This is a genomic window from Pseudarthrobacter sp. PH31-O2 (assembly GCF_030063265.1).
Taxonomy (GTDB): Bacteria; Actinomycetota; Actinomycetes; order Actinomycetales; family Micrococcaceae; genus Arthrobacter.
Map to the genome: position 1 here is coordinate 414,763 of NZ_JASIST010000001.1, position 25,590 is coordinate 440,352.

General features: G+C 65.3%; 23 protein-coding genes and 3 tRNA genes. 17 read left to right on the plus strand and 9 right to left on the minus strand.

Annotated elements, in window-relative coordinates; translation table 11 throughout:
• The first annotated feature begins 22 nt into the window (after positions 1-22).
• Positions 23-790, plus strand: a complete 768-nt coding sequence (gene map, locus QMG72_RS01820) for a type I methionyl aminopeptidase (protein WP_226774933.1) — start codon at positions 23-25, stop codon at positions 788-790.
• A gap of 78 nt (positions 791-868) precedes the next feature.
• On the opposite strand, the gene QMG72_RS01825 is transcribed toward map, so the two are convergent.
• Positions 869-1,396, minus strand: a complete 528-nt coding sequence (locus QMG72_RS01825) for a LapA family protein (RefSeq protein ID WP_226774932.1) — start codon at positions 1,394-1,396, stop codon at positions 869-871.
• Between the two features lie 183 nt (positions 1,397-1,579).
• Positions 1,580-1,655 (minus strand) — tRNA-Arg (locus QMG72_RS01830).
• A 228-nt stretch (positions 1,656-1,883) separates the two neighbouring features.
• Between QMG72_RS01830 and QMG72_RS01835 the strand changes: the two genes are divergently transcribed.
• The 3 genes from QMG72_RS01835 (at position 1,884) to ettA (ending at position 4,809) form a co-directional block, all read left to right on the plus strand.
• Positions 1,884-2,450, plus strand: a complete 567-nt coding sequence (locus tag QMG72_RS01835; protein ID WP_226774931.1) for a single-stranded DNA-binding protein — start codon at positions 1,884-1,886, stop codon at positions 2,448-2,450.
• A 103-nt stretch (positions 2,451-2,553) separates the two neighbouring features.
• Positions 2,554-3,051 carry a DUF6993 domain-containing protein gene (locus QMG72_RS01840; RefSeq protein WP_226774930.1) on the plus strand — a complete coding sequence of 166 codons (498 nt, stop codon included), beginning with the start codon at positions 2,554-2,556 and terminating at the stop codon, positions 3,049-3,051.
• 75 nt (positions 3,052-3,126) lie between these two features.
• A complete protein-coding gene (gene ettA, locus QMG72_RS01845) occupies positions 3,127-4,809 on the plus strand; it encodes an energy-dependent translational throttle protein EttA (protein ID WP_283479474.1) in 1,683 nt (560 codons plus the stop codon).
• A gap of 69 nt (positions 4,810-4,878) precedes the next feature.
• Here the strand turns inward: ettA and QMG72_RS01850 are convergent, their stop codons facing one another.
• Positions 4,879-5,859: an acyl-CoA thioesterase gene (locus tag QMG72_RS01850; protein ID WP_283479475.1), complete on the minus strand. Its 981-nt coding sequence runs from the start codon at positions 5,857-5,859 to the stop codon at positions 4,879-4,881.
• A 63-nt stretch (positions 5,860-5,922) separates the two neighbouring features.
• Here QMG72_RS01850 and QMG72_RS01855 point away from each other — a divergent pair, with 63 nt between their 5' ends.
• Entirely contained in the window at positions 5,923-6,582 is a 660-nt protein-coding gene (locus QMG72_RS01855; protein ID WP_282360282.1) for a DUF8185 domain-containing protein, read from the plus strand.
• A 62-nt stretch (positions 6,583-6,644) separates the two neighbouring features.
• Here QMG72_RS01855 and QMG72_RS01860 read toward each other — a convergent pair whose 3' ends face one another.
• From QMG72_RS01860 to pepN, 4 genes are all read right to left on the minus strand, one after another.
• Positions 6,645-7,103, minus strand: coding sequence for a globin (locus tag QMG72_RS01860; protein WP_282360281.1), 459 nt, complete (start codon positions 7,101-7,103; stop codon positions 6,645-6,647).
• A gap of 4 nt (positions 7,104-7,107) precedes the next feature.
• Complete coding sequence (locus QMG72_RS01865; RefSeq protein ID WP_253032576.1) at positions 7,108-7,767, minus strand: mechanosensitive ion channel family protein; 660 nt, start codon at positions 7,765-7,767, stop codon at positions 7,108-7,110.
• A gap of 158 nt (positions 7,768-7,925) precedes the next feature.
• The gene (locus QMG72_RS01870) at positions 7,926-8,423 is read right to left on the minus strand and encodes an OsmC family protein (RefSeq protein ID WP_283479476.1); all 498 of its coding nucleotides are present in this window, start codon (positions 8,421-8,423) and stop codon (positions 7,926-7,928) included.
• A 125-nt stretch (positions 8,424-8,548) separates the two neighbouring features.
• A complete protein-coding gene (pepN, locus tag QMG72_RS01875; protein ID WP_283479477.1) occupies positions 8,549-11,104 on the minus strand; it encodes an aminopeptidase N in 2,556 nt (851 codons plus the stop codon).
• A gap of 148 nt (positions 11,105-11,252) precedes the next feature.
• Between pepN and QMG72_RS01880 the strand changes: the two genes are divergently transcribed.
• From QMG72_RS01880 to QMG72_RS01890, 3 genes are all read left to right on the plus strand, one after another.
• Positions 11,253-12,254 (plus strand): hypothetical protein, encoded by a 1,002-nt coding sequence (locus QMG72_RS01880; protein ID WP_226774589.1) that lies wholly within the window; start codon positions 11,253-11,255, stop codon positions 12,252-12,254.
• A 121-nt stretch (positions 12,255-12,375) separates the two neighbouring features.
• Positions 12,376-12,867: a ribose-5-phosphate isomerase gene (locus QMG72_RS01885; RefSeq protein ID WP_283479478.1), complete on the plus strand. Its 492-nt coding sequence runs from the start codon at positions 12,376-12,378 to the stop codon at positions 12,865-12,867.
• On the plus strand, positions 12,867-13,781 hold the full coding sequence (locus QMG72_RS01890; protein WP_283479479.1) for an Fpg/Nei family DNA glycosylase: 915 nt from the start codon (positions 12,867-12,869) through the stop codon (positions 13,779-13,781). Before QMG72_RS01885 ends, QMG72_RS01890 begins: the two co-directional genes overlap by 1 nt.
• Before the next feature lie 116 nt (positions 13,782-13,897).
• Here QMG72_RS01890 and QMG72_RS01895 read toward each other — a convergent pair.
• Positions 13,898-13,968, minus strand: a tRNA-Gly gene (locus QMG72_RS01895).
• 133 nt (positions 13,969-14,101) lie between these two features.
• Here QMG72_RS01895 and QMG72_RS01900 point away from each other — a divergent pair.
• The 7 genes from QMG72_RS01900 (at position 14,102) to QMG72_RS01930 (ending at position 20,233) form a co-directional block, all read left to right on the plus strand.
• Positions 14,102-14,176: transfer RNA gene (locus QMG72_RS01900), tRNA-Pro, on the plus strand.
• Positions 14,177-14,244: 68 nt separating this feature from the next.
• Positions 14,245-15,642, plus strand: coding sequence for a trigger factor (gene tig, locus QMG72_RS01905; RefSeq protein WP_283479480.1), 1,398 nt, complete (start codon positions 14,245-14,247; stop codon positions 15,640-15,642).
• 244 nt (positions 15,643-15,886) lie between these two features.
• The gene (locus tag QMG72_RS01910; RefSeq protein WP_226774595.1) at positions 15,887-16,519 is read left to right on the plus strand and encodes an ATP-dependent Clp protease proteolytic subunit; all 633 of its coding nucleotides are present in this window, start codon (positions 15,887-15,889) and stop codon (positions 16,517-16,519) included.
• Between the two features lie 38 nt (positions 16,520-16,557).
• Positions 16,558-17,217: an ATP-dependent Clp protease proteolytic subunit gene (locus QMG72_RS01915; RefSeq protein WP_226761217.1), complete on the plus strand. Its 660-nt coding sequence runs from the start codon at positions 16,558-16,560 to the stop codon at positions 17,215-17,217.
• A gap of 200 nt (positions 17,218-17,417) precedes the next feature.
• On the plus strand, positions 17,418-18,698 hold the full coding sequence (gene clpX, locus QMG72_RS01920; RefSeq protein ID WP_226774585.1) for an ATP-dependent Clp protease ATP-binding subunit ClpX: 1,281 nt from the start codon (positions 17,418-17,420) through the stop codon (positions 18,696-18,698).
• A 105-nt stretch (positions 18,699-18,803) separates the two neighbouring features.
• A complete protein-coding gene (locus tag QMG72_RS01925) occupies positions 18,804-19,436 on the plus strand; it encodes a mycothiol-dependent nitroreductase Rv2466c family protein (protein WP_226774584.1) in 633 nt (210 codons plus the stop codon).
• A 503-nt stretch (positions 19,437-19,939) separates the two neighbouring features.
• The gene (locus tag QMG72_RS01930; protein ID WP_283479481.1) at positions 19,940-20,233 is read left to right on the plus strand and encodes a putative quinol monooxygenase; all 294 of its coding nucleotides are present in this window, start codon (positions 19,940-19,942) and stop codon (positions 20,231-20,233) included.
• Positions 20,234-20,331: 98 nt separating this feature from the next.
• Here the strand turns inward: QMG72_RS01930 and valS are convergent, their stop codons facing one another.
• The gene (valS, locus tag QMG72_RS01935; protein ID WP_283479482.1) at positions 20,332-22,950 is read right to left on the minus strand and encodes a valine--tRNA ligase; all 2,619 of its coding nucleotides are present in this window, start codon (positions 22,948-22,950) and stop codon (positions 20,332-20,334) included.
• Between the two features lie 211 nt (positions 22,951-23,161).
• Here valS and QMG72_RS01940 point away from each other — a divergent pair, with 211 nt between their 5' ends.
• Both QMG72_RS01940 and QMG72_RS01945 read left to right on the plus strand, forming a co-directional pair.
• Positions 23,162-24,733 carry an alanine/glycine:cation symporter family protein gene (locus QMG72_RS01940; protein ID WP_226774581.1) on the plus strand — a complete coding sequence of 524 codons (1,572 nt, stop codon included), beginning with the start codon at positions 23,162-23,164 and terminating at the stop codon, positions 24,731-24,733.
• 17 nt (positions 24,734-24,750) lie between these two features.
• Positions 24,751-25,509 (plus strand): SDR family oxidoreductase, encoded by a 759-nt coding sequence (locus QMG72_RS01945; RefSeq protein WP_283479483.1) that lies wholly within the window; start codon positions 24,751-24,753, stop codon positions 25,507-25,509.
• Positions 25,510-25,590 lie beyond the last annotated feature (81 nt).

The following is a 25,590-nucleotide window of genomic DNA, read 5'->3' on the forward strand; positions in this document are numbered from 1 at the left end:
GGCGGGCCCTAGAGTGGAGCCCATGTCAATGATCAAGACGCCTGCCGAAATTGCCCTGATGCGCGAAGCCGGCCGGGTAGTGGCCACCACGCTGCAGCGCGTCCGTGAGGCCGCCGCCGTTGGTGTGTCCCTGAAGGAACTGGACGAGGTGGCCGCGGCGACTATTGCCGCCGCCGGGGCAACACCGGCGTTCCTGAACTACAAGCCACGGTGGGCCGCTGTGCCGTTTCCCGGCGTGATCTGCACGTCCGTCAACGACGCCGTGGTGCACGGCATCCCGAACGGCTACCGGCTCCAGGACGGTGACCTGCTCAGCGTGGACTGCGGCGCGTTCCTTGAGGGCTGGTGCGGCGACGCTGCCATAAGCTTTATCGTCGGCACCGCCGACCCGGCGGACCAGGCACTGATTGATGCGACGGACGCGGCACTGGCCCGGGGCATCGAGGCCGCCAGAATCGGCAACAAGATGGGGGACCTGGGCTACGCCGTCGGCGGTGCATCACGCCGCGCAGGCTACGGGATGCTGGCAGACCACGGCGGCCACGGAATCGGCACGACCATGCACGCGGATCCGCACGTTCCCAACGACGGCCGGCCCGGCCGCGGCATCAAGCTGACTGAAGGTCTTGTCATCGCCATCGAGCCGATGCTGATCCTGGGCGGCAACGATGAGTACTTCCACGACGATGACGAATGGACGCTTCGCTCGGCCAACGGCCGCCGTGCCGCACACAGCGAACACACCGTCGCGATCACAAAAGACGGTCCGCTGATCCTGACCCGGCCCTAGATGGTGGTGGCGGGCCAGCCGGGGCGGCGAGGCGTACGACGGCGAGTCCCGGCGTTGCGTCGCCGGGGCCGGACGTTATCAGCGGGTATGCGTCCCCGTGCCGGCGCGTCGGCCGACGCGCTGGCGGTGCGCGGCGAGCCGCAGCTGAATGATGCGGGCGGCTCCGGCGATGGCGACCAGCACGCCGCCGCCAACTGCCGCGATGAACAGTGCAATGCCGAGCGGCACCGAGCCCTCCAGGCCAAAGAACTTCACAAGGACATATTCCTGGTTCTGCAGGATAAAGGCGATGAGCAGGATCAGCACTACCAGTGCTGCGGCGACGGCTGCCCAGACCATACCCGCACGGGTAACCCGGCGCGGTTCCGCGGCGGTCGCCGATGCCTCGGGCTGGTGCGGCAGCGGCGTGTCCTTGTGCTCCGGCGGCGTCGCGGGGGTGGCCGGAATCGTGACAGGGGCGGAGGCCCGTTCGGTGCCGGTTGCCGGCGACTCTGCAGAATTCCTTGCCACGGCCGGTCCGGACGCGGCGGGGGCCGATTCCGGGTAGCGGGGGGTCTCGGCTTCGTTGGGATCGTGGGGTTCAAATTCCCGGGGTGTCTGCGTCATGGCGGCGTACCTTTCGTTGCGTGCGGGCGCACCGTCATGCCTGGCGCCGTGCTTGTGTACTAATACTAAGTGTGCTGATCGCAGAAGGTCGACGTGCGGGCCGAGGACGTGCCGTAACCGTGCCCGCGGCCGAAAAGTGCGGCCCTGACCTGCGGAACGTTCCGGCAGGCCAGAGCCGCATTCTGGTGCCCCAGGAGGGAATCGAACCCCCGACCGGCGGATTAGAAGGCCGCTGCTCTATCCCCTGAGCTACTGGGGCAAGACGGCATAACTGCCGGCTGCTGCCGGGAGATGCCTCCACGAGTTTACCGTGCCCTCAGAGTGTCCGCTGTCAGGAACACCCGGTAGCCCGGACAGTGCAGCAGGCACCCCGCTGGGGCCGGATCGGGGTTTTCCACATGGCCTCTTTTGCTCCTCGCGGAGTCCGCTTCCCGGCGCGATGCTGAAGGAGCCGGCTAGGCACAACATTTCGAGACAGGACATGAGCATGAGTGACAACATCACGGTCCGTGGCTTCGTCGCCACGGAGATCACGAGTTCGACGACGCCGGGTGGGGTGGCGACGGCGAAATTCCGCATCGGGTCCACCGAGCGGCGGTACGACCGTGCCACGAGCGCCTGGGTGGACGGCAACACCAACTGGTTTACGGTCCAGGGCTACCGGCAGCTGGCAGGAAACATCGGTTGCAGCATCAAGAAAGGCCAGCGAGTCATCGTGGTGGGCCGGCTCAAGTTAAGGAGCTGGGAAAAGGACGGCCGGATCTATCACGCAGTCGAGATTGATGCCGAGTCAGTCGGCCACGACCTTATGTGGGGTTCCGCCAACTTCATCCGGACGGCCGCCAATGGCTCGGCAACGGCCCCGGGTCCCTCCGGTTCGCCGGCCGCTTTCCTGGACGGCAGCCCCGAGGGTGGGCCGCTGGAGGACCAAGGCCACGAAGGGCGGAACGAGGATGACGGGCCCGTTTCCCGCGCAGTCTTTGTCGACGAAATCAGCGGCGACGTAGAGGAACTCGACGAGGAAACGGGGGAGTTGAAAGGGGCCGCCGCCTGACGCTCCGGCCGCTGACCCCGTCAGCGCAGCGGCGACGGCCGTATTGCAGCCAACCCTTGGCGGGTTCAATGCGGCAGCCCCCGGGCCGTGCCAGAATGACCGGGTGAAGCGATCCAGAACCGGCAGCCGCGGCGCAGCATCCGTCCCGGCACGGGCCAGTGCGCTGGCCATGGTTCTTGCGCTGGTGGTTACGGCTGGGATCGGGTGCTCGGCGCCGTCGGAATCCGGCGGCGGAGGCGAAGCCACTGCGTCCGCCGGGGTAGCCGGCGTCGCGCACGGCGGCACCACCATTCCCGCCCCGGACGCTGCGCTGTCGGACGCAAAAGCCCGGCTCGAGGCAGCCCTTCGGCCGCTCGCCGCGGCCGACGCGAAGCCCGGGACGGAAAGGATCCGCACCGCGCTGACGGACGCGGGGTTCCCCGCCGACAGTGGAGAGGTCACGGCAAGCAAAACCCCCACGGGGCTGGACACGGACGCTGTTGAAGTTGCCGTGCAGGTAGACCGGAACTGCATCATCGCCCAGCTTCGCAATGGCACGGTCACGGCGTCCGTCCTGCCGGTCCTCGCTGATGGCCGCTGTTTCGTTGGTACCCCGGGCTGAGTCCGGCCCGCCGTCACGGAGTCCCCCAGGACTGCAGGATGTGAGTTATCCCGGCCGAACCACTAGATTTGAGGCATGGCGGAATTTATTTACACAATGACCAAGGCCCGAAAGGCCGTTGGCGAAAAACTTATCCTCGATGACGTGAGCATGTCCTTCTTCCCGGGGGCCAAGATTGGCGTCGTAGGCCCGAATGGTGCCGGCAAGTCCACCATTTTGAAGATCATGGCAGGGCTGGACACCCCCTCCAACGGCGAGGCTCGGCTCAGCGCCGGTTACACGGTCGGCATCTTGCTGCAGGAGCCGCCGCTCAACGAGGACAAGACCGTCCTGGGCAACGTCCAGGAAGGTGTCGGTGAGATCTACGGCAAGATCCAGCGCTTTAACGACATCTCCGAAGAGATGGCCAATCCCGACGCCGACTATGACGCCCTCCTGGAGGAAATGGGCCAGTTGCAGGAAGCGATCGACGACGCCGATGCGTGGGACCTCGATTCCCAGCTCGAGCAGGCCATGGACGCCCTCCGCTGCCCGCCGGCCGACGCAGACGTCACCCTGCTCTCCGGCGGTGAGCGTCGCCGTGTTGCCCTGTGCAAGCTCCTGCTCCAGAAGCCAGACCTGCTGCTCCTCGACGAGCCCACCAACCACCTTGACGCGGAGAGCGTGCTGTGGCTTGAACAGCATCTCTCGGCCTACCCCGGCGCCGTCCTCGCCGTCACCCACGACCGGTACTTCCTGGACCATGTGGCCCAGTGGATTGCCGAAGTGGACCGGGGCCACTTGTACCCTTACGAGGGCAACTACTCCACGTACCTTGAGAAAAAACGCGCCCGCCTGGAAGTCCAAGGCAAAAAGGACGCCAAGCAGGCTAAGCGGCTCACCGAGGAACTTGAGTGGGTTCGCTCCAATGCCAAGGGCCGCCAGACGAAGTCCAAGGCCCGTCTGGCCCGCTACGAGGAGATGGCTGCGGAGGCTGACCGCACCCGCAAGCTGGACTTCGAAGAGATCCAGATTCCGCCGGGACCGCGCCTGGGTGGCCTCGTCCTGGAAGCGAAGAACCTACAGAAGGGCTTCGAGGACCGCACCTTGATCGACGGGTTGTCCTTTACCCTGCCGCGCAACGGCATCGTCGGTGTTATCGGCCCCAACGGCGTCGGAAAAACCACCCTGTTCAAGACCATCGTCGGACTCGAGCCCCTCGACGGCGGCGAGCTGACGATCGGTGACTCGGTCAAGATCTCCTACGCGGACCAGAGCCGCGGCGGTATCGACCCGAACAAGACCCTCTGGGAGGTTGTCTCGGACGGACTCGACTACATCCAGGTCGGCCAGGTTGAAATGCCGTCCCGCGCCTATGTTGCCGCCTTCGGCTTTAAGGGCCCGGACCAGCAGAAGAAGGCCGGGGTGCTCTCCGGTGGCGAGCGCAACCGCCTGAACCTGGCACTGACCCTCAAACAGGGCGGAAACCTGCTGCTGCTCGACGAGCCCACTAACGACCTCGACGTCGAGACCCTCAGCAGCCTCGAAAACGCTTTGCTCGAATTCCCGGGCTGCGCCGTTGTGGTGTCGCACGACCGTTGGTTCCTGGACCGGGTGGCCACCCACATCCTGGCTTATGAAGGTGACGAGGAGAACCCCTCCAAGTGGTACTGGTTCGAGGGCAACTTCGAATCCTACGAGGAGAACAAAGTCGAGCGCCTGGGCGCGGACGCAGCCAAGCCGCACCGCGTGACCCACCGTCGCCTCACCCGCGACTAGGCCAGCGCCGCACTGCACGGATGACCATGGCCGGCTCCCCGCGGGGAGCCGGCCATGGTCGTCCCTGCATCAGCCGCGTTCAGCCTTGCGCATCTGGTGCTCCAGGACCTTGGTCTGGACGGCCCCCTTGACCTTGCTCTTGAGGTCGGTGGGAACCCTGATCATGCCCTCCTGCGCCACGGTTGCCACATGGCGGCCGTCACGGCTGAAGATCTTGCCGGTGGCCAGGCCGCGGGCGCTTTGGGCGCTGGGGGATTCCTGCACGTAGAGCAGCCACTCGTCCACCCGGACCGGCCGGTGCCACCACATCGCGTGGTCCAGGCTGGCCACGGACATCCCGGGGGTAATCCAGCTCATCCCGTGCTTGCGGAGGATCGATTCCAACAGCGTGTAGTCACTCGCGTAGGCAAGCGCGGCGCGGTGCAGCTCCGGATCATCCGGCATAGGTCCAAACGTCTTCATCCAGACGGCATTGCGCGGGGCTTTTTCGCCCTTGGCCGAAACGTAGAGGGCAGGGTCAACGTGACGGATGTCAAAAGGCCGCTCATAGGCCCAGTGGCGCGCCACCGGATGATCGAACTTTCCCAACAGGTCAGCGGTGCTCGGCAGCGACTCCGGGGCAGGGATGCCGGACGGCATCCCTGACTGGTGTTCGATCCCTTCATCCGGGTCCTGGAACGACGCGATCATCGACAGGATGGGCATGCCCTCCTGGTACGCGTGCACCCGCCTTGCTGAGAACGATCGTCCATCCCTGAGGCGCTGGACCCCAAAGGTAATCGGCTTGTTAGCGTCCCCCGGCCGCAGGAAGTAGCCGTGCATGGAATGCACGCCGCGCCCGTCGGGCACCGTCCTGCTTCCGGCGATCAGCGACTGTGCGAGTACCTGGCCGCCGAACACCCGGTGCCTGGGCTGCTGCTGGGAAGGGCCCATAAAGATGTCCTCATCTGTCCGGGCACCCTCCAGCTCTCCGAGGTTCAGCAGTTGGAGGAGCGAGGAGGTGGGGTCCTGTGTCGGTGGTCCCTGCAATCCGGCTTCGGCTTCAGTCATGGTTTGACTCTAGACGTCCCTCCGCCGCGGTCCCAAAGAGGCACAGCCGGTAGAGTCGATATTGTGTCTGACGTACTCACCCTGCCCCTGCAGTTCACCGATCCCCGCGATCTCGCTGACCTGCGCACTTTCGCGGCCCGCGCCAAGTCCATTGACGACGGTGCCATCCGCCTCCAGGCCTCCGGCCGGGTGCTCGCCGCCTACGTGTGTGTGCTGCGGCCACGGCTGCTGGGCGAATCTACACCGACGATCCTCGGCCTGCGTACCATGGCCCTGGCGCAGCCGGCGGACACTGACGTCACCGTCCCAATCTCCGCGGTGCTGGATCGGCTGGCGCGCGCGGGCCAGGACGACGTCGAGCTCCCGCTGCCGCCGGTCACCGTTACCGAATCGTGGGCCGGCGTCGGCGCTCCCCGCACGGGGTGGGAGGCCGTGGCCACCCTGTCTGATTCCGCCCTGCGCAGGTCCGCCGAGGCCGGTATCAGTGAGATTGCAGCCATCATCCCGGACCAGCCCGGCGCCTTGATCGTCAACAACGCCCGCGCCACTGTCTGGGGCCGGGAGCTGGAGGGAGCCGGCGGACTGCCGCTGGGTGCCGCGTTTGCGGCCCTCACCCTCGGCTTCCTCGCCGACGGCGGGCAGCAGCTCTACCGGTCCGGGCGCTGGTTCCGGCTCAGCGGGGCCCGGGGGCATGTCCTGGCCCGCTCCGGTTCAGGACTCTAGGACCGTCAGTAGCCACGGCTCGTTAGCCACGGCTCGTTCTGCGGCGTCCGCCGGGCGGCAGCTCAGGATTCGGACGGGCTGTTCACCATGGACAGTGCTGCCCGCTCCATGTAGTCCCACAGCGTCCCCTCGTGCAGCGGCGGGAGGTCCAGGGAATCCACCGCGGAGCGCATGTGATGCAGCCAGCGGTCCTTGGCCTCCGGGGTGACCCGGAAGGGCTGGTGCCGCATCCTGAGCCGGGGGTGCCCGCGTTCCTCGCCATACGTCGTCGGGCCGCCCCAGTACTGCTCGAGGAACATCAGGAAACGGCGCCGGGCAGGGCCCAGATCCTCCTCCGGATACATCGGCCGCAGCAATGGATCCGATGCGACGCCGTCGTAGAAGACATCAATGAGCTTAACAAACGTCTTGTGGCCGCCCACTGCATCGTAAAAGTTGTCGGTGTAGCCCGGCCTGCTGAACGGATCGTTCTGCAGCAGTTGCTTGGGCTGTCCGGGTCCGCCGGCGCTGGGAATTGTCATGGCTCTACTCTCCGGCCTGTTGCTGGGGTGTGCTGTCTTCGGTGTCCGCCGTTGGACTTCCGGGCGGAACATAATTGCCCTGGGAACGGTTGCCCACCCGCAGGATTTCGCCGTTGCGCAGGTACCAGATGGCGCCGTCTTCGGCCCGCACCCGGGTGATCCGAAGGTTCATCGATTCCACAGTGCCCACCACCTCGGAGGTCTCGATGATGTCGCCGATGCCGTACTGGTCCTCGATGGTGATGAAAATGCCGGACAGGAAGTCCCGGATCAGCTGCTGGGCGCCAAAGCCCAAGGCAATTCCGAGGATTCCGACGCTGGTCAGGATCGGCGCGACGTCCACGTTCAGGTTCTTAAGCACGTATACGCCGGTGAGTACGGCTACCAGGACGCCTGCCACGCTGCTGAGAAGTGCCCCGATTGTGTTGGCCCGCTGGACTCTGCGCTCATGGTCCAGGGCGCGGAACGCGGGAGCCACCCAGCGGAACCGAGGTTTTTTGAAGAATGTGCTGCCCGCGGCGACCCGTTTCGTGATTCCGCCGATCACGACGGACGCCACCAGCCAGATGGCGACGCCGACCCCCAGACTGATGAGGACACCTGGCACGTTGATTGCCGAGATGTCCGGAGTGGTGATGGGCGTGGCGCTGGTCAGGCTGATCATCGGTGGGGGAGCACTCCTTGTTGCGGCGTCCGGCGGGCGCATAAAGCTCTGGTCTGGTTCAACAGTAGCGCCGCAGCGGCTGTCCGCGGCGCAGAGCGCGGTGCCGCAGCCTACCCGGCCGCGCTCCAGGGGGGCCGGCAGGGACCTGGATCCGGAAACTACGGCGAAGCCACACCCCGTCGGCCTGCCGGCGCTGTGACCGGCTCGTGCAGCACCGGGAAGTTGACGCTCCGGGCGATGAAGCAGACCTTGTTCGCGGCGCTATGCAGGTCCGCCATCGCGTCCTCCGGGACCGGCTCGGCAGTGCTCACCCGCGGCCTGAGCGTGACCGACTCGAACTGTCCACTGCCGTCCCGATTGGTCCGCATCAGCCCCTCGGCCCGGTCTTCATAAGCCGTGACCACTACACCGTGCTTCACCGCAACGTGCAGGAAGGACAGCATATGGCACTGGGAGAGTGCGGCCAGCAGGAGCTGTTCCGGGTTGAAACGGGTCCGGTCGCCGTGGAAGGTCGGGTCCGCGGAGCCCCGCAGGACGGGCAGCCCGGGGACCTCGACGTCGTGGTCCCGTGCATACCCGCGGTACGACGCCGTCCCCTCGCCAAGGTTCCCGGTCCAGCGGACAGTCAGCGCGTAGCGGTGTTCGTCGAGGCTCATTACCCCAGCCTAAAACACATCCCTGCCCAACTAGCTGGCAGCAGAGGTCGTTATGAGCGTCCAAAACGGCCTTTGCTGCGAGCTAGTTGGGCGGGACTCCGGGAAACGGCTCCCTAAGCGGCTCCCTAGCCGGCGTCGGCCTGCCGGGCCCGCAGTGCGCGGGCCACACCGTCGCGGTTCTCCAACATCATTCGGCGCAGCGCCGCACTGTCCGCCGGCAGCGAGGCCAGGAACTCATCCGTGCGGTCCACCGTGGCCTGTGTGGTCAGCTGGGCCGGGTAGAGCCCGACGACGATCTGCTGGGCCAGGGCGTGGGTGCGGTCCCTGACCACGCCGGGGACGGCCGCAAAGTATTTCTCCGCGTAAGGCTCCAGCAGTGAGGTGTCCAGCACCCGGGTGAAGCCGGCGACCGCCGAACCCTGCAGGGCGTTGGAGAGTTCGTTGGTGACCACAATCGACTCCCAGGCCGCAGCCTTGGCCGCGGCGGTGGGGATGGCCGCCTTCGCCAGGGCCGCCGCGTTTTGTCCGGTGGCGGTGTTGTCGTGCTCGAGCTCGGCGGCGATCGCCTCCTGCCCGGCCTGGCCGCCGACCACGAGGGCGGTGGTCAGTTCCCAGCGCAGGTCCTGGTCCACGGTCAGGCCGGCCAGTTTCAGGGAGCCGTCAAGCAGCCCGGCGACGGTATCGAACTGACCGGCGCTGCGGGCCAACAGGGCAAAGGCCTTCACGAACTGAAGCTGTGCGTCGGAGCCGGCCCGGACGCCGGCGGCAAGCTCCCAGAGCCGGCCGGCCGCGGCGGTCGCGGTGGCTTCCTTGTGGTCCGCTGCCACATAGAAGTTCAGCGTCGTGGCCAGCTGGCGGAGCTGGACCATGGTCACTGACGAATCGGATTCCTCCGCGATGTTGGCCAGGATCAACTCCACGTAGCCGCGTGCCGGAGTCTCGCCGTCGCGCGCCGCGTCCCAGGCCGAACCCCAGACGAGGGTGCGGGGCAGGCTCTGGCCGATGTCCTTCAGGTGTGCTGTGGCAGTGGCGAGGGACTTCGGGTCCAGCCGGACCTTGGCGTAGGCGAGGTCATCGTCGTTGAGCAGGATCAGGTCCGGCTGTGCGAGCCCCGCCAGGGCGGGCACCTCGGTGCGCGGGCCGTCGACGTCGAGTTCCGCGCGGTGCACGCGCTCCAGCTTCCCGGCACCATTGAGGTTGTAGAAGCCGACGGCGAGCCGGTGCGGACGGATGGTCGGCTGGGTCTCGGTGGCGGTCTGCAGGATGGCGAAGGACGAGATGCTTCCGTCCGCACCCACGGACAGTTCCGACGTCAGGGTGTTGACCCCGGCGGTCTCCAGCCAAAGTTTCCCCCAGTGGTCCAAGTCGCGGCCGCTGGCCTTTTCGAGCTCGACCATCAGGTCGCTGAGCTCGGTGTTCTGCCAGGAGTGCTTGCGGAAGTACTCGCGGACGCCGGCCATAAATTCCTCCGGACCCACCCAGGCCACCAGTTGCCGGAGCACCGAGGCGCCCTTGGCGTAGGTGATGCCGTCGAAGTTCACTTCGACGTCTTCCAGGTCCTTGATCTCGGCGAAGATCGGGTGGGTGGTCGGCAGCTGGTCCTGGCGGTACGCCCAGGATTTCTCCACCGAGGCAAAAGTGGTCCAGGCGTGGTCGAATGCCGTGTTCTCGACGGCGGCAAGGTGGGACATGTACTCGGCAAAGGACTCATTGAGCCAGAGGTCGTTCCACCAGCGCATCGTCACAAGGTCCCCGAACCACATGTGGGCGAGTTCGTGCAGCACGGTGATGGCACGGCGCTCCACCTGGGCGTCGGTGACCTTGCTGCGGAAGACGTAGCCTTCCAGGATGGTCACGGCGCCGGCGTTTTCCATCGCACCGGCGTTGAACTCGGGCACAAAGAGCTGATCGTACTTCTCGAACGGGTACGGGCAGCCGAACTGCGCCTCAAAAAACTCGAAGCCCTGCCGGGTGAGTTCGAAGATGTTGTCCGCGTCCAGGTACTGCATCAGCGACTTGCGGGCGAAGACGCCCAGCGGAGTGACTTTCCCGGTGGCGGACACTACTTCACTGCGCACCGATTCGTACGGCCCGGCGATCAGGGCCGTGACGTAGGAGGACAGGCGCGGGGTGGGGCTGAATTCCCAGACGGAGCGGGCGCCGCCGTCGGGGCCGGGGATGGTTTCCACCGGCACCGGGGTGGGGGAGTTGGAGATGAGATCCCAGTGCGAGGGCGCAGTCACAGTGAACGTGAAGCTGGCCTTGAGGTCGGGCTGTTCAAACACGGCAAACATCCGCCGGGAATCCGGAACCTCGAACTGGGTGTAGAGGTAGACCTCCTGGTCCACCGGATCCACGAACCGGTGCAGGCCCTCGCCGGTATTCATGTAGGGGGCCTCGGCGACCACCAGCAGCTCGTTGTCCGCTGCGAGATCCGGCAGCTGGATGCGGACTCCGTCGGAGACCGCTGCAGGGTCCAGCTCGCGGCCGTTCAGTTTCACGCTGTGCACCGCGTCGGTCACCGCGTCGATGAAGGTCGAGGAACCCGGCACGGCCGTGAACTTCACAGCGGTGGTGGAGCCGAAGACTTTCCCTCCGCGGGTCAGGTCGAGCTCGACCTCGTAGGATTCGACGGCGATCAGTTCGGCGCGCTCGCGTGCTTCGGCGCGCGTCAGGTTCATTCCGGGCAAGGGGAGCCTCCAGGGATGCTGTGCGGATGGGCGAACAAGTATTGTGAAATCATTCTTTCACTTCTGCGGTGCTTGGCAAGTTGCGTTAGGTCCCACCACGATACCGAAGCCCTCATCACCCGGGGGTAGCGTGGTGGATATGGATAGATTCCGGGATTCCGTCGACGCCAGGGCACTGCGCTTCGCCTTGGGGTTTCCGCTGATGCTGGCAACGGCGTTTGTGGTGTGCGCCTTGCTGATCCGCACGGAGCTGCCCGAGCCGCTGGCAGTGCGCTGGGCTGAGGGCGGCGCGGCGGACTTCGCACCGTTCCCGGCCGTGACCGGAGTTGGCGCCGCCCTGATCGTGCTGCTTGGCGGCGGCGTGCTGCTGCAGGCGGTACCGCTGTCCCGCCCAGCGGTGATGCGCCGGATCATGATGGGCGCCGGTCTGTTCGTCAGTTTGTTCATCACCGCCGTCCTCGCAGCCGTGCTGGTCGGTCAGCTCGGGCTCGGCAATGCGAGGCAGGCCCAGGTGGACGTCACAGTACTCGCCATGGGAAGCGGCGCGGCACTGGGCCTGGGCTTCGTGATGGGCTTTGTTTTCAAGGCCGACGAACGCTGGTCCGCCGACGATGAGAAGGCCGTGGCGGCGGCCCTGGCCCGCGAAATCGATCCCGGGCTTGCCCGCGATGCAGTGAGCCTGTGGGTCCACGCCCGCAGTTCCGTTTTTGTGATGCTCGGGGTCGCCACAGTGCTTCCAGCCGCACTCCTCACAATCGCCTTGCCCTGGCTGGCGGCCCTGCTCGTGGCCCTGGCCCTGCTGGCGGCGGCGTGCCTGTTCGCCCGCATCCGGGTGGACCGGGGCGGCCTGCGCGTCTTCGCCGCAGGCTTCGTCCGGGTACTGGATGTTCCGGCCGGCGCCATCGAGTCGGCGACACAGCAGGAGATCCGGGCGGCCGACTTTGGCGGCTGGGGTTACCGCAGCCACGGCAGCACAACTGCCCTGCTGGTCAGCAGCGGACCGGCAATCGTTGTGGGCCGTTCCGACGGGCGGACCGTTACCGTCAGCGGCGGGAGCGCCGCCACTGCGGAGAACGTAGCCCAGGTCATCTCACGGGTGGCCGCACGCGCGCACCGGGACGGCGGAGCCGCCGGTGTGTGACGAACTGCCGGCAGGCGGAACGGCCGGCTCGGTCCCGTGCCCTAGTAAGCTGGAAGCAGCTTCCCAGACCGCACCGCAGACCCGGTGACCCCACTGCTCTGCCCCACCGAACGGATACGCCGTGACCCTTCCTGACCTCCCGCGCGTGCACATCGCCACCGACCACGCCGGCATGGAACTCAGTGCCCACCTCGTCGCCCATCTTGGCGCCAAGGGGTACGAGGTAGTCGACCACGGACCCGCGGCCTACGACGCCCTGGATGACTACCCCTCCTTCTGCATCAATGCCGCTCTTGCGGTCGTTGCGGACCAGGAAGCCGGCACACACGCCCTGGGCATCGTGCTGGGCGGCTCCGGCAACGGCGAGCAGATTGCAGCGAACAAGGTCAAGGGCGTCCGGGCGGCGCTGGCCTGGAACCTGTCCACGGCGAAGCTGGCGCGAGATCACAACGACGCCAACGTGGTCGCCGTCGGCGGCCGGCAGCACAGCGTCGAGGAGGCCACCGAAATCATCGAGGCGTTCCTGGCGGAACCATTCAGCAACGACGTCCGCCACGTCCGCCGGATCGGCAAGATCGCCGCCTATGAGCGCACCGGCGAGGTCCTCGCCTAGTGCCGGAGGGGCATTCCGTCCACCGGCTGGCCCGCCAGTTCGGCGACGTCTTTACGGGCGAGCAGCTAGCGGTGTCGAGTCCGCAGGGGCGTTTTGTCCGGGGCGCGGCACTGTTGGACGGCCATACGCTCACCGGCTCCACCGCGCACGGGAAGCACCTCTTCCTGGCGTTCGGCCACGGGCTGGCGCTGCACGTCCACTTGGGCCTCTACGGGGCCTGGGATTTCGGCGGAGACGCAGGCTTCCGGGGCGCGTCGAGCATCGGAGCGCCCCGGAAAGTCGGGGAACGGGAGATTTTTGACGACGGTGCGTCGGCTGAGCCGGCACCGTATTCGGGCCCGCCGGCACCGGTCGGTGCCGTCCGGGTCCGTCTCGCCGGGGTCCACGGTTGGGCCGATCTGCGCGGCGCAACGACGTGCGAAGTGGTTACCGAAGCCGAAGCCGCCGCAGTGCTCGCCCGACTCGGACCCGATCCGCTGCGAAACCTGCCCGGGGACCGGGACTCCTTTGTTGCCGCTGTCCGGGCCCGGCGCACGCCGATCGCGGCCCTGCTGATGGACCAAAAGGTCATCGCCGGCGTCGGCAATGTCTACCGCGCCGAACTGCTGTTCCGGCAGGGGCTGGACCCCTGGCTGCCGGGCCGCTCGCTCTCCGCCGCTGCTGCCCGGGAGCTGTGGGACGACAGCGTCGCGGTGATGTCCGACGGCGTCCGTGACGGCAGGATCATCACAACACCCCCGGACTGCTGGGCCGGCCTCGCCGCGAGCGGGAACCGTGGCCAGCTGCCCGCCCCGGACGAGTCCCACTTCGTCTACCGGAGGCAGGGTCTCGACTGCCGGAACTGCGGAACGACGGTGGCGCTGACCGACCTGGGGGCCCGCAAGCTCTATTGGTGCCCTTCCTGCCAGCGGTGAGAGTACTCTTTGCGGGCAGCGGGCCATCGAGTTCCTTGCTGGTGGCGGGCCCGTGCGGCCGGCCAAACGGGTACAAAAAAGCCCCTCCGGAGAGGGGCTTTCTCGTCATATTTCTGAGGGGACGACGGGAATCGAACCCGCGTAATCAGTTTGGAAGACTGAGGCTTTACCATTAAGCTACGTCCCCGGGACTTTGCAGGAGACTTCCAGCAAAACTTCCGGGTGGCTGTTCAAGCCGGATACAACTAAACCTAATTCAGGGCCCCAGTGTCAAATGTGCAAACCGGCACGATATGACCGTAGACTGTTCTGTGCACTTACGGGGTGTAGCTCAGCTTGGCTAGAGCGCCTGCTTTGGGAGCAGGAAGTCGCAGGTTCAAATCCTGTCACCCCGACTCTGCAGTTGCCGCCAGACCTTGGCGGTGCAGAACCCCACCCCCTAAAAACCAGGAGTACTTAGACTGTGAAGAGCGCTGTCGAGAACCTCACCCCCACGCGGGTCAAGCTCAATGTTGAGGTCCCCTTTGAGGAATTGAAACCCAGCATCGCAGAGGCATATAAGACTGTTGCTTCGCAGATCCAGGTCCCCGGTTTCCGCAAGGGCAAGGTCCCCTCCAAGCTTATTGACCAGCGCGTCGGCCGCGGCTATGTGCTGGAGACTGCCATCAACGAAGGCCTGAACGGGTGGTACCAGGCGGCAGTCCAGGAAACCGGCATCCGTCCGCTGAGCCGTCCAGAGGTCGAAATCACCGAAGTTCCGGATCCTTCAGCCACCGACGGTGAGCTGAAGTTCCACGCCGAGGTTGACGTCCGCCCCGAGATCGAGCTGCCCGACTACGCCGGCATCAAGGTTGAGGTTGCGGCCGCTGCTTCCACCGACGCCGACGTCGAGACGGCCCTGGATGAGCTGCGCGGCCGCTTCGGCACGCTGAAGTCCGTGGACCGCCCCGCGGCCGACAAAGATTTCCTCACCATCGACATCACCGCCACCATCGACGGCGCCGAAGTCGACTCCGCCACGGGCCTGTCCTACCAGGTAGGCGCCGGCACAATGCTTGAGGGCCTTGATGAAGCTGTCACCGGCCTCAGCGCCGACGAGGATGCGATTTTCGACACCACCCTGGTGGGCGGCGAGCACGCCGGTGAGTCCGCCCAGGTCAAGGTCGTCGTCAAGTCCGTCAAGGAGCGCGAGCTGCCCGAGGCCGACGACGACTTCGCCCAGCTGGCCTCGGAGTTCGACACCCTGGCCGAACTCCGCGAGGACCTCACCAAGCAGGCCGCAGAGTCCAAGGTCGTCGAGCAGGGCGTTGAAGCCCGTGACAAGGTCCTCGACAAGCTCGTTGAGCTCGTTGCGGTTCCCGTACCGGCCTCCGTCGTCGAAGAGCAGCTTGAGCAGCACTTCAACGCCGAAAACGCACACGGTGAAGGCGATCACGACACCGAGGAGCACCGCGCCGAGGTCAAGGCCAACAGCGAGCGGGCTTTCCAGAACGAGATCATCCTGGACGCCATCGCCGAAAAGGAAGAAGTCAACGTCAGCCAGAACGAGCTGATCGACTACATCGTGACCACCGCCGGCCAGTACGGCATGGACCCGAACCAGTTCGCCCAGATCATCGATCAGAGCGGCCAGGTCCCCATGATGGTTTCCGAGGTCCGCCGCCGCAAGGCACTGGCCGTGGTCCTCGGCCAGGCCGAGGTCACCGACTCTGAGGGCAACGCCGTCGACCTCAGCGACTTCGTCCGCCCCGGCGACGAAGAGGCAACCGTTGAGGCAACTGCCGAGGCCGAGGAAAGCGCTTCCGAGGAAGCGGCAACCGAGACCGGCACAAATGATGATCCGGCAGCCGTGAAGTTCTAATACCTTCCGCTCCCGCGGTCCAGCAGCACCCCCGGATCTTTGATCCGGGGGTGCTGCTTTTTAAGCCTGTGACGAACCCTCCCGGCCAGTCGTGCGCCGTCAGCGAACAGCCCCGCGCCTGCGCACAAAGCGGTCCGAAAAACCGTTAGTGTCCATGTAGGAAAGTTCAGTGATGTCGTCCAGTGGCATCACCGTCGCCAGCGAGAGGGAAGTACATATGTCACAGCAAGCAGGGGCACCCCGGATGGCTACTGTCGATCCGGCAGCCCAGGACAACTACATTTACAACCGCCTGCTGAAAGAGCGCATCATCTGGCTCGGCTCCGAGGTCCGCGACGAGAACGCCAACGCGATCTGCTCGCAGCTGCTGCTGCTCTCGGCCGAGAACCCCGAGAAGGATATCTACCTCTACATCAATTCACCGGGCGGGTCCGTGACGGCCGGCATGGCCATCTACGACACCATGCAGTTCATCCCCAACGACGTCGTGACCGTCGCCACCGGCCTGGCCGCCTCGATGGGACAGTTCCTGCTCTCCTCCGGTACCAAGGGCAAGCGCTACGCCACCCCGAACGCACGCATCCTGATGCACCAGCCCTCGGGCGGCATCGGCGGCACGGCATCGGACATCAAAATCCAGGCCGAGCTCATCCTGCACATGAAGAAGGTTATGGCCGAGCTGACCGCTGACCAGACCGGACAGAGCGTCGAGACCATCCTCAAGGACAACGACCGCGACAAGTGGTTCACGGCCAAGGAGGCCCTTGACTACGGTTTCTTCGACAAGATTGCGGCGCACGCGGGCTCCGTGGCCGGCGGCGGCGGAACCAATGCCGGCGGCAGTGACAACGGCACAGACACAGCCACCGAGAACTGACCGGCACGCAGACAGCAATGACTTCAGGAGCAATGAACATGAACTACAACTTCGGTTCGACTGCCGGTAACCTGCCGAGCAGCCGCTACGTGCTGCCGCAGTTCGAAGAGCGCACCCCCTACGGATTCAAGCGCCAGGACCCTTACACCAAGCTGTTCGAGGACCGCATCATCTTCCTCGGCGTCCAGGTTGACGACGCGTCGGCCGACGACGTGATGGCCCAGCTGCTGGTGCTGGAGTCAACAGACCCGGACCGCGACATTACCCTCTACATCAACTCCCCGGGCGGGTCCTTCACCGCTATGACCGCGATCTACGACACCATGACGTATATCCGCCCGGAGATCCAGACCGTCTGCCTCGGCCAGGCCGCCAGTGCCGCGGCTGTGCTCCTTGCAGCCGGCACACCGGGCAAGCGCCTCGCGCTTCCCAACGCCCGCGTCCTCATTCACCAGCCCTCCCTGTCCGGCGGCCAGGGCGGCCAGGCCTCCGACCTGGAGATCCAGGCAGCCGAGGTTATGCGGATGCGGTCCTGGCTTGAGGACACGCTGGCCAAGCACTCCGGCCGGACCCCCGAGCAGGTCAACAACGACATCGAACGCGACAAGATCCTCACCGCAGCCGAGGCGATGCAGTATGGCCTGATCGACCAGGTGCTGGATTCACGCAAGATGAAGCCCCAGGCAATCACCAAGTAGCTAAGCAGCAGTTCCCGACACCGGTGCGCCACTTGACGTGGCCGCACCGGTGTCTGCTTTCCACTCAATAGACCGAAAGTGACCTAGAGTGGAACATGTCACGGTTGGCCTCCCTGGGGAAGGTCCGTGATTCCAGTAACGGGTGCAGCGCTGCGCAGGCGAAGAACACAGCCGGCAGCAAAATACAAAGGGGTTCACATATGGCTCGGATTGGCGAGAGCACGGATCTGCTGAAGTGTTCTTTCTGCGGAAAGAGCCAAAAGCAGGTTCGGAAGCTCATTGCCGGGCCCGGTGTCTACATTTGCGACGAGTGCATTGAACTCTGCAACGAGATCATCGAGGAAGAACTCGCCGAAGTGGCCGACCTGGGCAGTTTTGAGCTGCCAAAACCCCGCGAAATCTTCGATTTCCTGCAGGAATACGTGATTGGCCAGGAGCCGGCCAAGCGTTCACTCGCCGTAGCGGTCTATAACCACTACAAGCGCATCCAGGCGGGCCACGCCCCTAAGAGCGGCAGCCTCGCCGAAGGGGTGCACCACGATGAGGTCGAGATCGCCAAGTCGAACATCCTGCTGATCGGGCCCACCGGCTGCGGCAAGACGTACCTTGCGCAGACGCTTGCCCGACGGCTCAACGTACCCTTCGCCGTCGCCGACGCCACCGCACTGACCGAAGCCGGTTACGTCGGCGAGGACGTGGAGAACATCCTCCTAAAGCTCATTCAGGCCGCTGACTACGACGTCAAGAAGGCCGAGCAAGGCATCATCTACATCGATGAGATCGACAAGATCTCACGCAAGAGCGAGAACCCCTCCATCACCCGGGACGTTTCCGGCGAGGGTGTGCAGCAGGCCCTGCTGAAGATCCTGGAAGGCACTGTCGCCTCGGTTCCGCCGCAAGGCGGCCGCAAGCACCCGCACCAGGAATTCATCCAGATCGATACCACCAATGTGCTCTTTATCGTGGCCGGTGCGTTCGCCGGTCTCGAGGAGATCATCGGCTCCAGGTCCGGCCGCAAGGGCATCGGATTCGGCGCCCCGCTCAACGAGGTCAAGAACAACACCGACTCCTACGGCGAGGTGATGCCTGAGGACCTGTTGAAGTTCGGGCTCATCCCTGAGTTCATCGGCCGCCTGCCCGTCATCACCACGGTCTCCAACCTGGACCGGGCGGCGCTCATCCAGATTCTGTCCACCCCCAAGAACGCCCTGGTGAAGCAGTACCAGAAGATGTTCCAGATCGACGGCGTTGAGCTGGTGTTCGACGAGGAAGCCCTTAACACGATCGCCGATCAGGCACTGGAACGCGGCACCGGGGCCCGAGGGCTTCGCGCCATCATGGAGGAGGTCCTGCTCCCTGTGATGTTTGACCTGCCGAGCCGCGAGGACATCGCCACAGTTGTTATCACGGAGGACGTCGTCTCCAAGAAGGCAGCGCCCACGTTGATCGCCCACGACCTCAAGCGCCGCAAGTCGGCCTGACCCGGAATAAACACGATGCGCCGGTCGCTGTCACCTATGGCGCGCCCGGGTGCTGGATCCGCAGCAGCGCATGTTTCCCGGCAGACTTCCTTAAGGAGAACAACCGTGTCTGAATCCCTGACCCAAGAAGCAACGACTAACCAAGCCGACTTCTGGTTCGACCCGATGTGCCCCTTCGCGTGGGTGACCTCCCGCTGGATTGGCGAGGTACAGGACGTCCGCGATATCAGCGTCCAGTGGCACGTTATGAGCCTGGCCGTGCTGAACGAGGGCCGTGAGGAGCTCCCGGAGGAGTACAAGGCGTTCCTCACCAAGGCTTGGGCCCCCGTGCGGGTTATCATGGCCGCGGCCCAGCAGCACGGCGAAAAATACGTGAAGGCGCTCTACGACGCCATGGGCACCAAAATCCACAACGAAGGCAATGCTGACATCGCCGAGGTTATCTCGAAGTCCCTCGCGGAGGTTGGCCTCCCGGCGGAGCTGGCGGCCGCCGGCCAGAGCGACGCGTTCGACGCCGAACTGCGCAGCAGCCACGAGGAAGGCATCTCGCTGGTCGGGCAGGACGTCGGCACACCGGTGGTCGCCTTCAACGGCACCGCCTTCTTTGGCCCGGTACTAACGCGCATTCCGCGCGGCGAGGAGGCCGGACGGCTCTGGGACGCCACAGTGACCCTGGCGTCGTTCCCGTACTTCTTCGAACTTAAGCGCAGCCGGACCGAAAGCCCCGTGTTCAGCTAGAAGCCCGCGGGACAACCAGAGCCCCGAAGGAACTACCCGCGTGTAGTTCCTTCGGGGCTCTTGCGTATCCGGCAGGGCAGGATCACAATTGAACTTACCCACTTCGGAAGAAGCGGGACGCGGGAACCAACGATTCAGTGACACTTATCCGACGCAGCCTACGGCACAGTCAGATGATGGCTACCAGTGACGAGGTAGGAAGACCTGGAAATCCAAGGATCCCGCCAGATTGCCTGAGACGTCACGTGGCAATCGAAAGTCGAAGCCCCACCAACGGCAAAACGCTGATGGGGCTTCCCCTTTGCCCAAAATGCGGGTTATTAGGACAAAATGCGGGTTGCCCCAAACCGGACCGGTTCACATCGCGCCCATTCAGCAGAGCCGCAGGAACAACTGGCCCGGCAGCGCTGTTGCCACCAATGGCAGGGCACCGCTCCGGGTGCCGTGTTGGCCGGCGTTCAGGCCGGCTGTCCCTTGTGACCACCTGCGACCATTGGAGTTCCATGCCCATCACAGCCCACCTTGACTTGACCCTCAAGGCAGAAGCCCTGCCCACGGCGGCGGAGGTGCTCCGCGGTATCCTCGGCGACACGCGCGCCTTCGACGGCTGCCTCGGTGTTGATGTCCTTGTCGACAGCCACGACCCCGCGCACTTTCTGGTGGTGGAACGGTGGGAATCGATTGAACACGACTCCGCTTACCGCGCGTGGCGCGCAGGCGCCGGCGCAAGCGGACTGGCGGAGTTGTTGGCCGCACCGCCGGTGCTGACGCACTTCGGGGCCGCAGCCGGGATCTGAGGCCCTGGAAGGCAAGGATCAGTCAGACCAAAAGAGGGTCCTCCGCCCGGCGGTAGCCGGGCGGAGGACCCTCTTTTGGCCTCCCGGGCGGACAGCCGTCAGGCTTGCCCGGTCTCCTCGACCGGGGCCAGGACAACATCGCCGACGGTCAGTTCGCCGTCGCCGCCCACGAGAATCAGTTCCCGGGCGTTGGCCGCGGCCTTCAGGTCGGCCAGGCCGGCTTTCAGTTGCGTTGTGAGGGACTCCGGAGCCGTGATGGTCGCCGACAGGACCTCGGTGCGCTGCTTGACCTTGGCCTCCGATTTGGCTTTCCGGATCCCGCTGAGCGCGGTCCCTACGGTGGCCAGCAACGTGGTGTCACCGTCGATTTCGACGGCGGAGGGCCACTGTGCACGGTGCACCGAACCCGTCCGCCACCAGCTCCAGACTTCCTCCGTGGCGAACGGCAGGAACGGGGCGAAGAGGCGCAGCAGGGTATCAAGGCTCGTCGCCAGTGCTGCCAGGACTGAAGCCTGTTCAGTCCCGCCTGCGGCACCGTAGGCGCGGTCCTTGATGAGCTCCACGTAGTCATCGGTGAAGTGCCAGAAGAAGCTCTCGGAAATCTGCAGGGCGCGGGCATAGTCGTAGTTTTCGAACGCCTTGGTGGCCAGGCGGACCACCTCGGAGAGCTGGGCCAGCACGGCCCGGTCCAGGGGGTTGCTGAGCACCGCGAGGTCAGCCGAAACGACGGAGTCTTCGGTGGCGCCGAGATTCAGCACAAACTTGGAGGCGTTCAGGAGCTTGATGGCCAGGCGCCGGCCGATCTTCATCTGCGCGATCTCATACGCGGTGTCCGCGCCGAGCTTGGCCGAGGCTGCCCAGTAGCGGACGGCGTCCGAACCGTATTCGTTGAGCACCTCGGTCGGGACGATCACGTTGCCCTTGGACTTGGACATCTTCTTGCGGTCCGGGTCAAGGATCCAGCCGGAGATGGCCGCGTGCTTCCACGGCGCGACGTCCTGCAGGGCATCCGCGCGGACGGCGGTGGAGAACAGCCACGTCCGGATGATGTCGTGGGCCTGCGGGCGGACGTCGAACGGAAAGACCTTGGCGAAGAGCGCCTCGTCGGTGCTCCAGCCACCCACGATCTGCGGTGTCAACGACGAGGTGGCCCAGGTGTCGAGCACATCGGCGTCGCCGGTGAAGCCCCCCGGCACGTCGCGCCGGGACTCTTCGTACCCCGGTGCCGCATCAGCCGCCGGATCCACCGGCAGCTGCGCGTCGGACGGGACGATCGGAGCTGCGAAGTCGGGGTTGCCGTCGGCGTCCAGCGGGTACCAGACGGGCACGGGCACACCGAAGAAGCGCTGGCGGGAAACGAGCCAGTCCCCGTTCAGTCCGGAGATCCAGTTCTCGTAGCGGGAACGCATAAATGCCGGGTGGAATTCGATTTCGTGGCCGCGGGCAATGAGCCGCTCACGGCGTTCGGCGTCACGGCCGCCGTTGCGGATGTACCACTGGCGTGACGTTACAACTTCAAGGGGCTTGTCGCCCTTCTCGAAGAAGTTCACCGGGTGCATGATCTTCTTCGGTTCGCCGTCGAGCAGTTCCGCTGCCGCCAGCAGCTCCACCACGCCTTCTTTGGCGCTGAACACGGTCTTGCCGGCGATCGCCTCGAAGTGGGCGCGGCCTTCGGCAGTGGTGATCCACTCCGGCGTCTCGCCCAGGATGCGCCCGTCACGGCCCACGATCGCGCGGGTGGGCAGCTGGAGTTCGCGCCACCAGGTGACGTCGGTGAGGTCCCCGAAGGTGCAGACCATGGCGATGCCGGAGCCTTTGTCCGCCTTGGCGAGCGGGTGGGCTTTGATTTCCACCTCGACGCCGAACAGCGGGGAGGTGACTTTTGTGCCGAACAGCGGCTTGTAGCGTTCGTCGTCGGGATTGGCCACGAGCGCGGAACAGGCGGCCAGCAGTTCCGGGCGGGTGGTCTCGATGAAGATCTTCTCGCCTCCTTCGGTGAAGAAGGGGAAGCGGTAGTACGCGCCGGCAACTTCGCGGTCCTCCAGCTCGGCCTGGGCCACAGCGGTGCGGAAGGTCACGTCCCACAGGGTGGGCGCCTCGGCCATGTACGCATCGCCGGCAGCCAGGTTCGCCAGGAAGGCACGCTGGGAGATGGCACGGGACTTGTCGTCGATGGTGCGGTACGTCAGGTCCCAGTCCACGGACAGGCCGAGGGTCTGGAACAGGTTCTCGAAGACCTTTTCGTCCTCGACCGCGAGCTGCTCGCAGAGTTCGATGAAGTTCCGGCGCGAGACGACGTCGAAGTCGCGCTGGTTTTTGGCCGGCTCCGCCGGGGGGCGGTAGCCGGCGTCGTATGCGGTCGTTGGGTCGCAGCGCACACCGAAGTAGTTCTGCACGCGTCGCTCGGTGGGCAGGCCGTTGTCGTCCCAGCCCATCGGGTAAAAGACATTCTTGCCGGTCATCCGCTGGTAGCGGGCCAGGACGTCGGTCTGGGTGTAGGAGAACATGTGGCCGACGTGCAGCGAACCCGACGCGGTGGGCGGGGGAGTATCGATCGAGTAGACCTGCTCCCGGGTGGTGTCCGGGTTGAACTTGTAGGTCCCGTCGTCAAGCCAGCGCCGGGTAAGCGCGGTTTCCAGCCCTTCCAGGGCGGGCTTGTCCGGAACATTGATGGGGGCGGTGGTGGGCGTGTCTGTACCCTGCGTGTCTTCAGCCATGGGGCAATTCTTCCATGGCCGGAGGACCCCGCAGGGCAACGGCGGGAAGGCGGGGCATCAACACCGAAGTCGGATCGATTGTCTGTACGCCTGTCCTTACACGATTCCGCCACCGAGAACCGTGTCAGATACCTACCAAAGACAGACGCAAATTCCGTAGGGTATTCGAAATGTGATTGCGATCACGTTCGATTGACGTTCTAGTGGAGGAATGTCAATTTACCAAGCGCTGCCAACACAAGCTGCCTCCGACGAGATCGGCTGGCTGTCGGCCGTAGAAAGCGCGGCAGATACGGTCTTTCAGCCGGTCACCGAGACTTTCTCAAATATTGTCTTTTTCCCCATCACTATCGGTGAGGTGAGCTTTCCGGCCGTCGTGGCCTGGCTCATCGCCGCCGGTGTGATCTTCACGGTCTACTTCGGCTTTATCCAGTTCCGCGGTCTCAAGACCTCCCACGAGGTGATCCGCGGCCATTACTCGTCAAAATCCGATCCCGGCGAGGTTCCGCACTTCCACGCGTTGACCTCGGCACTGTCCGGCACCGTGGGGCTGGGCAACATCGCCGGCGTCGGCGCGGCTATGGCGCTCGGTGGCCCCGGAGCGACATTCTGGATGATCCTTGCCGGTCTGCTTGGCATGGCCACGAAGTTTGCCGAGTGCACCCTCGGGGTCAAATACCGGGAAGTCCACGCTGACGGGACGGTGACGGGCGGGCCGTTCAAGTACCTGCCCATCGCGTTCAAGAAGTTCGGACGGTTCCCGGCCAAGACGCTCACCGGCATCTTCGCAGTCGCCATCCTGATCTTCGGTATCGCCGGCGGCAACATGTTCCAGGCAAACCAGACGTTCGCCCAGGTACAAAACGTCACGGGCGGCGAGGACGGTCCGCTCGGCAGCGCCGGGGCCGCGTTGATCTTTGGGGTCGTCCTGGCCGCCCTGGTGGCCGCCGTGATCCTAGGCGGCATCAAGTCGATCGGGGCCACCACCAGCAAACTCGTCCCGGCCATGGGAATTATCTACGTACTCGCCTGCCTGTTCGTCATCCTCGCCAACCTGGACCATGTCCCCGCCGCAATGGGATCGATCATTGGCGGTGCGTTCAATCCGCAAGGCCTCACCGGCGGCGTCGTCGGCGTGATGATCGTGGGCTTCCAGCGCGCCGCGTTCTCCAACGAAGCCGGCCTGGGGTCAGCCGCCATTGCCCACTCTGCCGTCAAGACCACCCGGCCCGTGAGCGAAGGCTTTGTGGCCATGTTCGAACCCCTCATCGACACGGTGGTCATCTGTACCATGACAGCACTCGCCATCATCATCGGCGGTGCACCGAGCTTCCAGGCCGGCATGGATCAGGTACAGGCCGGGAAGGGCGCCCCCGACGGCGTCATTCTGACCTCTGACGCCTTTGCTACCGTGCTCCCGTGGTTTCCCGCAGTGCTGGCCGTGGCAGTCTCGCTGTTCGCCTTCTCCACCCTGATCACCTGGTCCTATTACGGGCTCAAGGCCTGGGAATACCTCTTCGGCCGGAGCAAGGCCTCCGAGGTCAGCTACAAGTGCGTCTTCCTGTTCTTTACCGTCGTGGGAACCGTGCTGACCTTCACCCAGGTGCTGAACTTCGCCGACGCTGCACTGTTCGTCTGCGCCTTCGTGAACCTGCTTGGGGTCTACCTGCTGCTGCCGGTCATCAAGCGCGAAATGAAGGAGTACCTCGCCGACCGGAAGAGCGGCAAGCTCAAGGTCCTCGGCCTCGAGGACGAGGACCTGGAATCCAGCACCGTGCGCTGATCCACTAGGGTGGTGCCATGACTGAGGGAATCCAGCACAAAGCGGCAGTAGTAACCGGCGCCAGCACCGGAATCGGCGAGGCCACCGTGCGGGCGCTCCGGAGCGCGGGCTGGACGGTGTACGCCGTGGCCCGCCGCGCGGACCGGTTGGCGGCGCTCGCCGCGGAAACCGGCGCCGTCGCCCTTCCGGCGGACGTGACCGACGACGCCGCCGTTGCCCGGCTGGTGGACGAGGTGACCCGCGCCGGCGGGATCGACACCCTGATCAACATTGCCGGCGGCGCCCGCGGCGCGGACACGGTGGCCGGGGCAAAGACCGAGGACTGGGAATGGATGTTCGAGGTCAACGTTCTCGGCACCTTAAAGCTCATCCGGGCCTTCCTGCCGATGCTGCGTGCGGTTGGCGAGGGTACGGTCCTGAATCTGACGTCAACGGCCGGGCTGTCCGCTTATGAGGGGGGCGGCGGTTATAACGCGGCAAAGTTCGGCCAGCACGCGCTGACCGGTGCGCTGCGCCTCGAAGAGGCCGAACACAACCTCCGCGTTATTGAGGTGGCCCCCGGCCTGGTGCAGACGGAGGAGTTCGCCCTGAACCGCCTCGGGGACCAGGCCTCTGCCGCCAAGGTCTATCAGGGAGTTGAGAAGCCGCTCACCGCAGCGGATGTCGCGGACGTCGTCCGCTACGCCGTCACGGCGCCGCACCACGTGAACCTCGACCAGATTGTGATCCGGCCGGTCGCGCAGGCCGCCAACCACAAGCTGATCCGCAAAAACTAGGCGGGGTCCGCCGGGGTCCGCCGGGGTCCGGACTGGCTAGGCGGGGTCCGCCGGACTCTGGCCGGGTCCGGACTGGCCGGC

Coding starts and splice junctions, on each gene's coding strand:
- map (WP_226774933.1), top strand. CDS start 23: ATGTCAATGATCAAGACGCCTGCCGAAATTGCCCTGATGCGCGAAGCC.
- QMG72_RS01825 (WP_226774932.1), bottom strand. CDS start 1,396: ATGACGCAGACACCCCGGGAATTTGAACCCCACGATCCCAACGAAGCC.
- QMG72_RS01835 (WP_226774931.1), top strand. CDS start 1,884: ATGAGTGACAACATCACGGTCCGTGGCTTCGTCGCCACGGAGATCACG.
- ettA (WP_283479474.1), top strand. CDS start 3,127: ATGGCGGAATTTATTTACACAATGACCAAGGCCCGAAAGGCCGTTGGC.
- QMG72_RS01850 (WP_283479475.1), bottom strand. CDS start 5,859: ATGACTGAAGCCGAAGCCGGATTGCAGGGACCACCGACACAGGACCCC.
- QMG72_RS01860 (WP_282360281.1), bottom strand. CDS start 7,103: ATGACAATTCCCAGCGCCGGCGGACCCGGACAGCCCAAGCAACTGCTG.
- QMG72_RS01865 (WP_253032576.1), bottom strand. CDS start 7,767: ATGATCAGCCTGACCAGCGCCACGCCCATCACCACTCCGGACATCTCG.
- QMG72_RS01870 (WP_283479476.1), bottom strand. CDS start 8,423: ATGAGCCTCGACGAACACCGCTACGCGCTGACTGTCCGCTGGACCGGG.
- pepN (WP_283479477.1), bottom strand. CDS start 11,104: ATGAACCTGACGCGCGCCGAAGCACGCGAGCGCGCCGAACTGATCGCC.
- QMG72_RS01880 (WP_226774589.1), top strand. CDS start 11,253: ATGGATAGATTCCGGGATTCCGTCGACGCCAGGGCACTGCGCTTCGCC.
- QMG72_RS01910 (WP_226774595.1), top strand. CDS start 15,887: ATGGCTACTGTCGATCCGGCAGCCCAGGACAACTACATTTACAACCGC.
- QMG72_RS01915 (WP_226761217.1), top strand. CDS start 16,558: ATGAACTACAACTTCGGTTCGACTGCCGGTAACCTGCCGAGCAGCCGC.
- clpX (WP_226774585.1), top strand. CDS start 17,418: ATGGCTCGGATTGGCGAGAGCACGGATCTGCTGAAGTGTTCTTTCTGC.
- QMG72_RS01930 (WP_283479481.1), top strand. CDS start 19,940: ATGCCCATCACAGCCCACCTTGACTTGACCCTCAAGGCAGAAGCCCTG.
- valS (WP_283479482.1), bottom strand. CDS start 22,950: ATGGCTGAAGACACGCAGGGTACAGACACGCCCACCACCGCCCCCATC.
- QMG72_RS01940 (WP_226774581.1), top strand. CDS start 23,162: ATGTCAATTTACCAAGCGCTGCCAACACAAGCTGCCTCCGACGAGATC.
- QMG72_RS01945 (WP_283479483.1), top strand. CDS start 24,751: ATGACTGAGGGAATCCAGCACAAAGCGGCAGTAGTAACCGGCGCCAGC.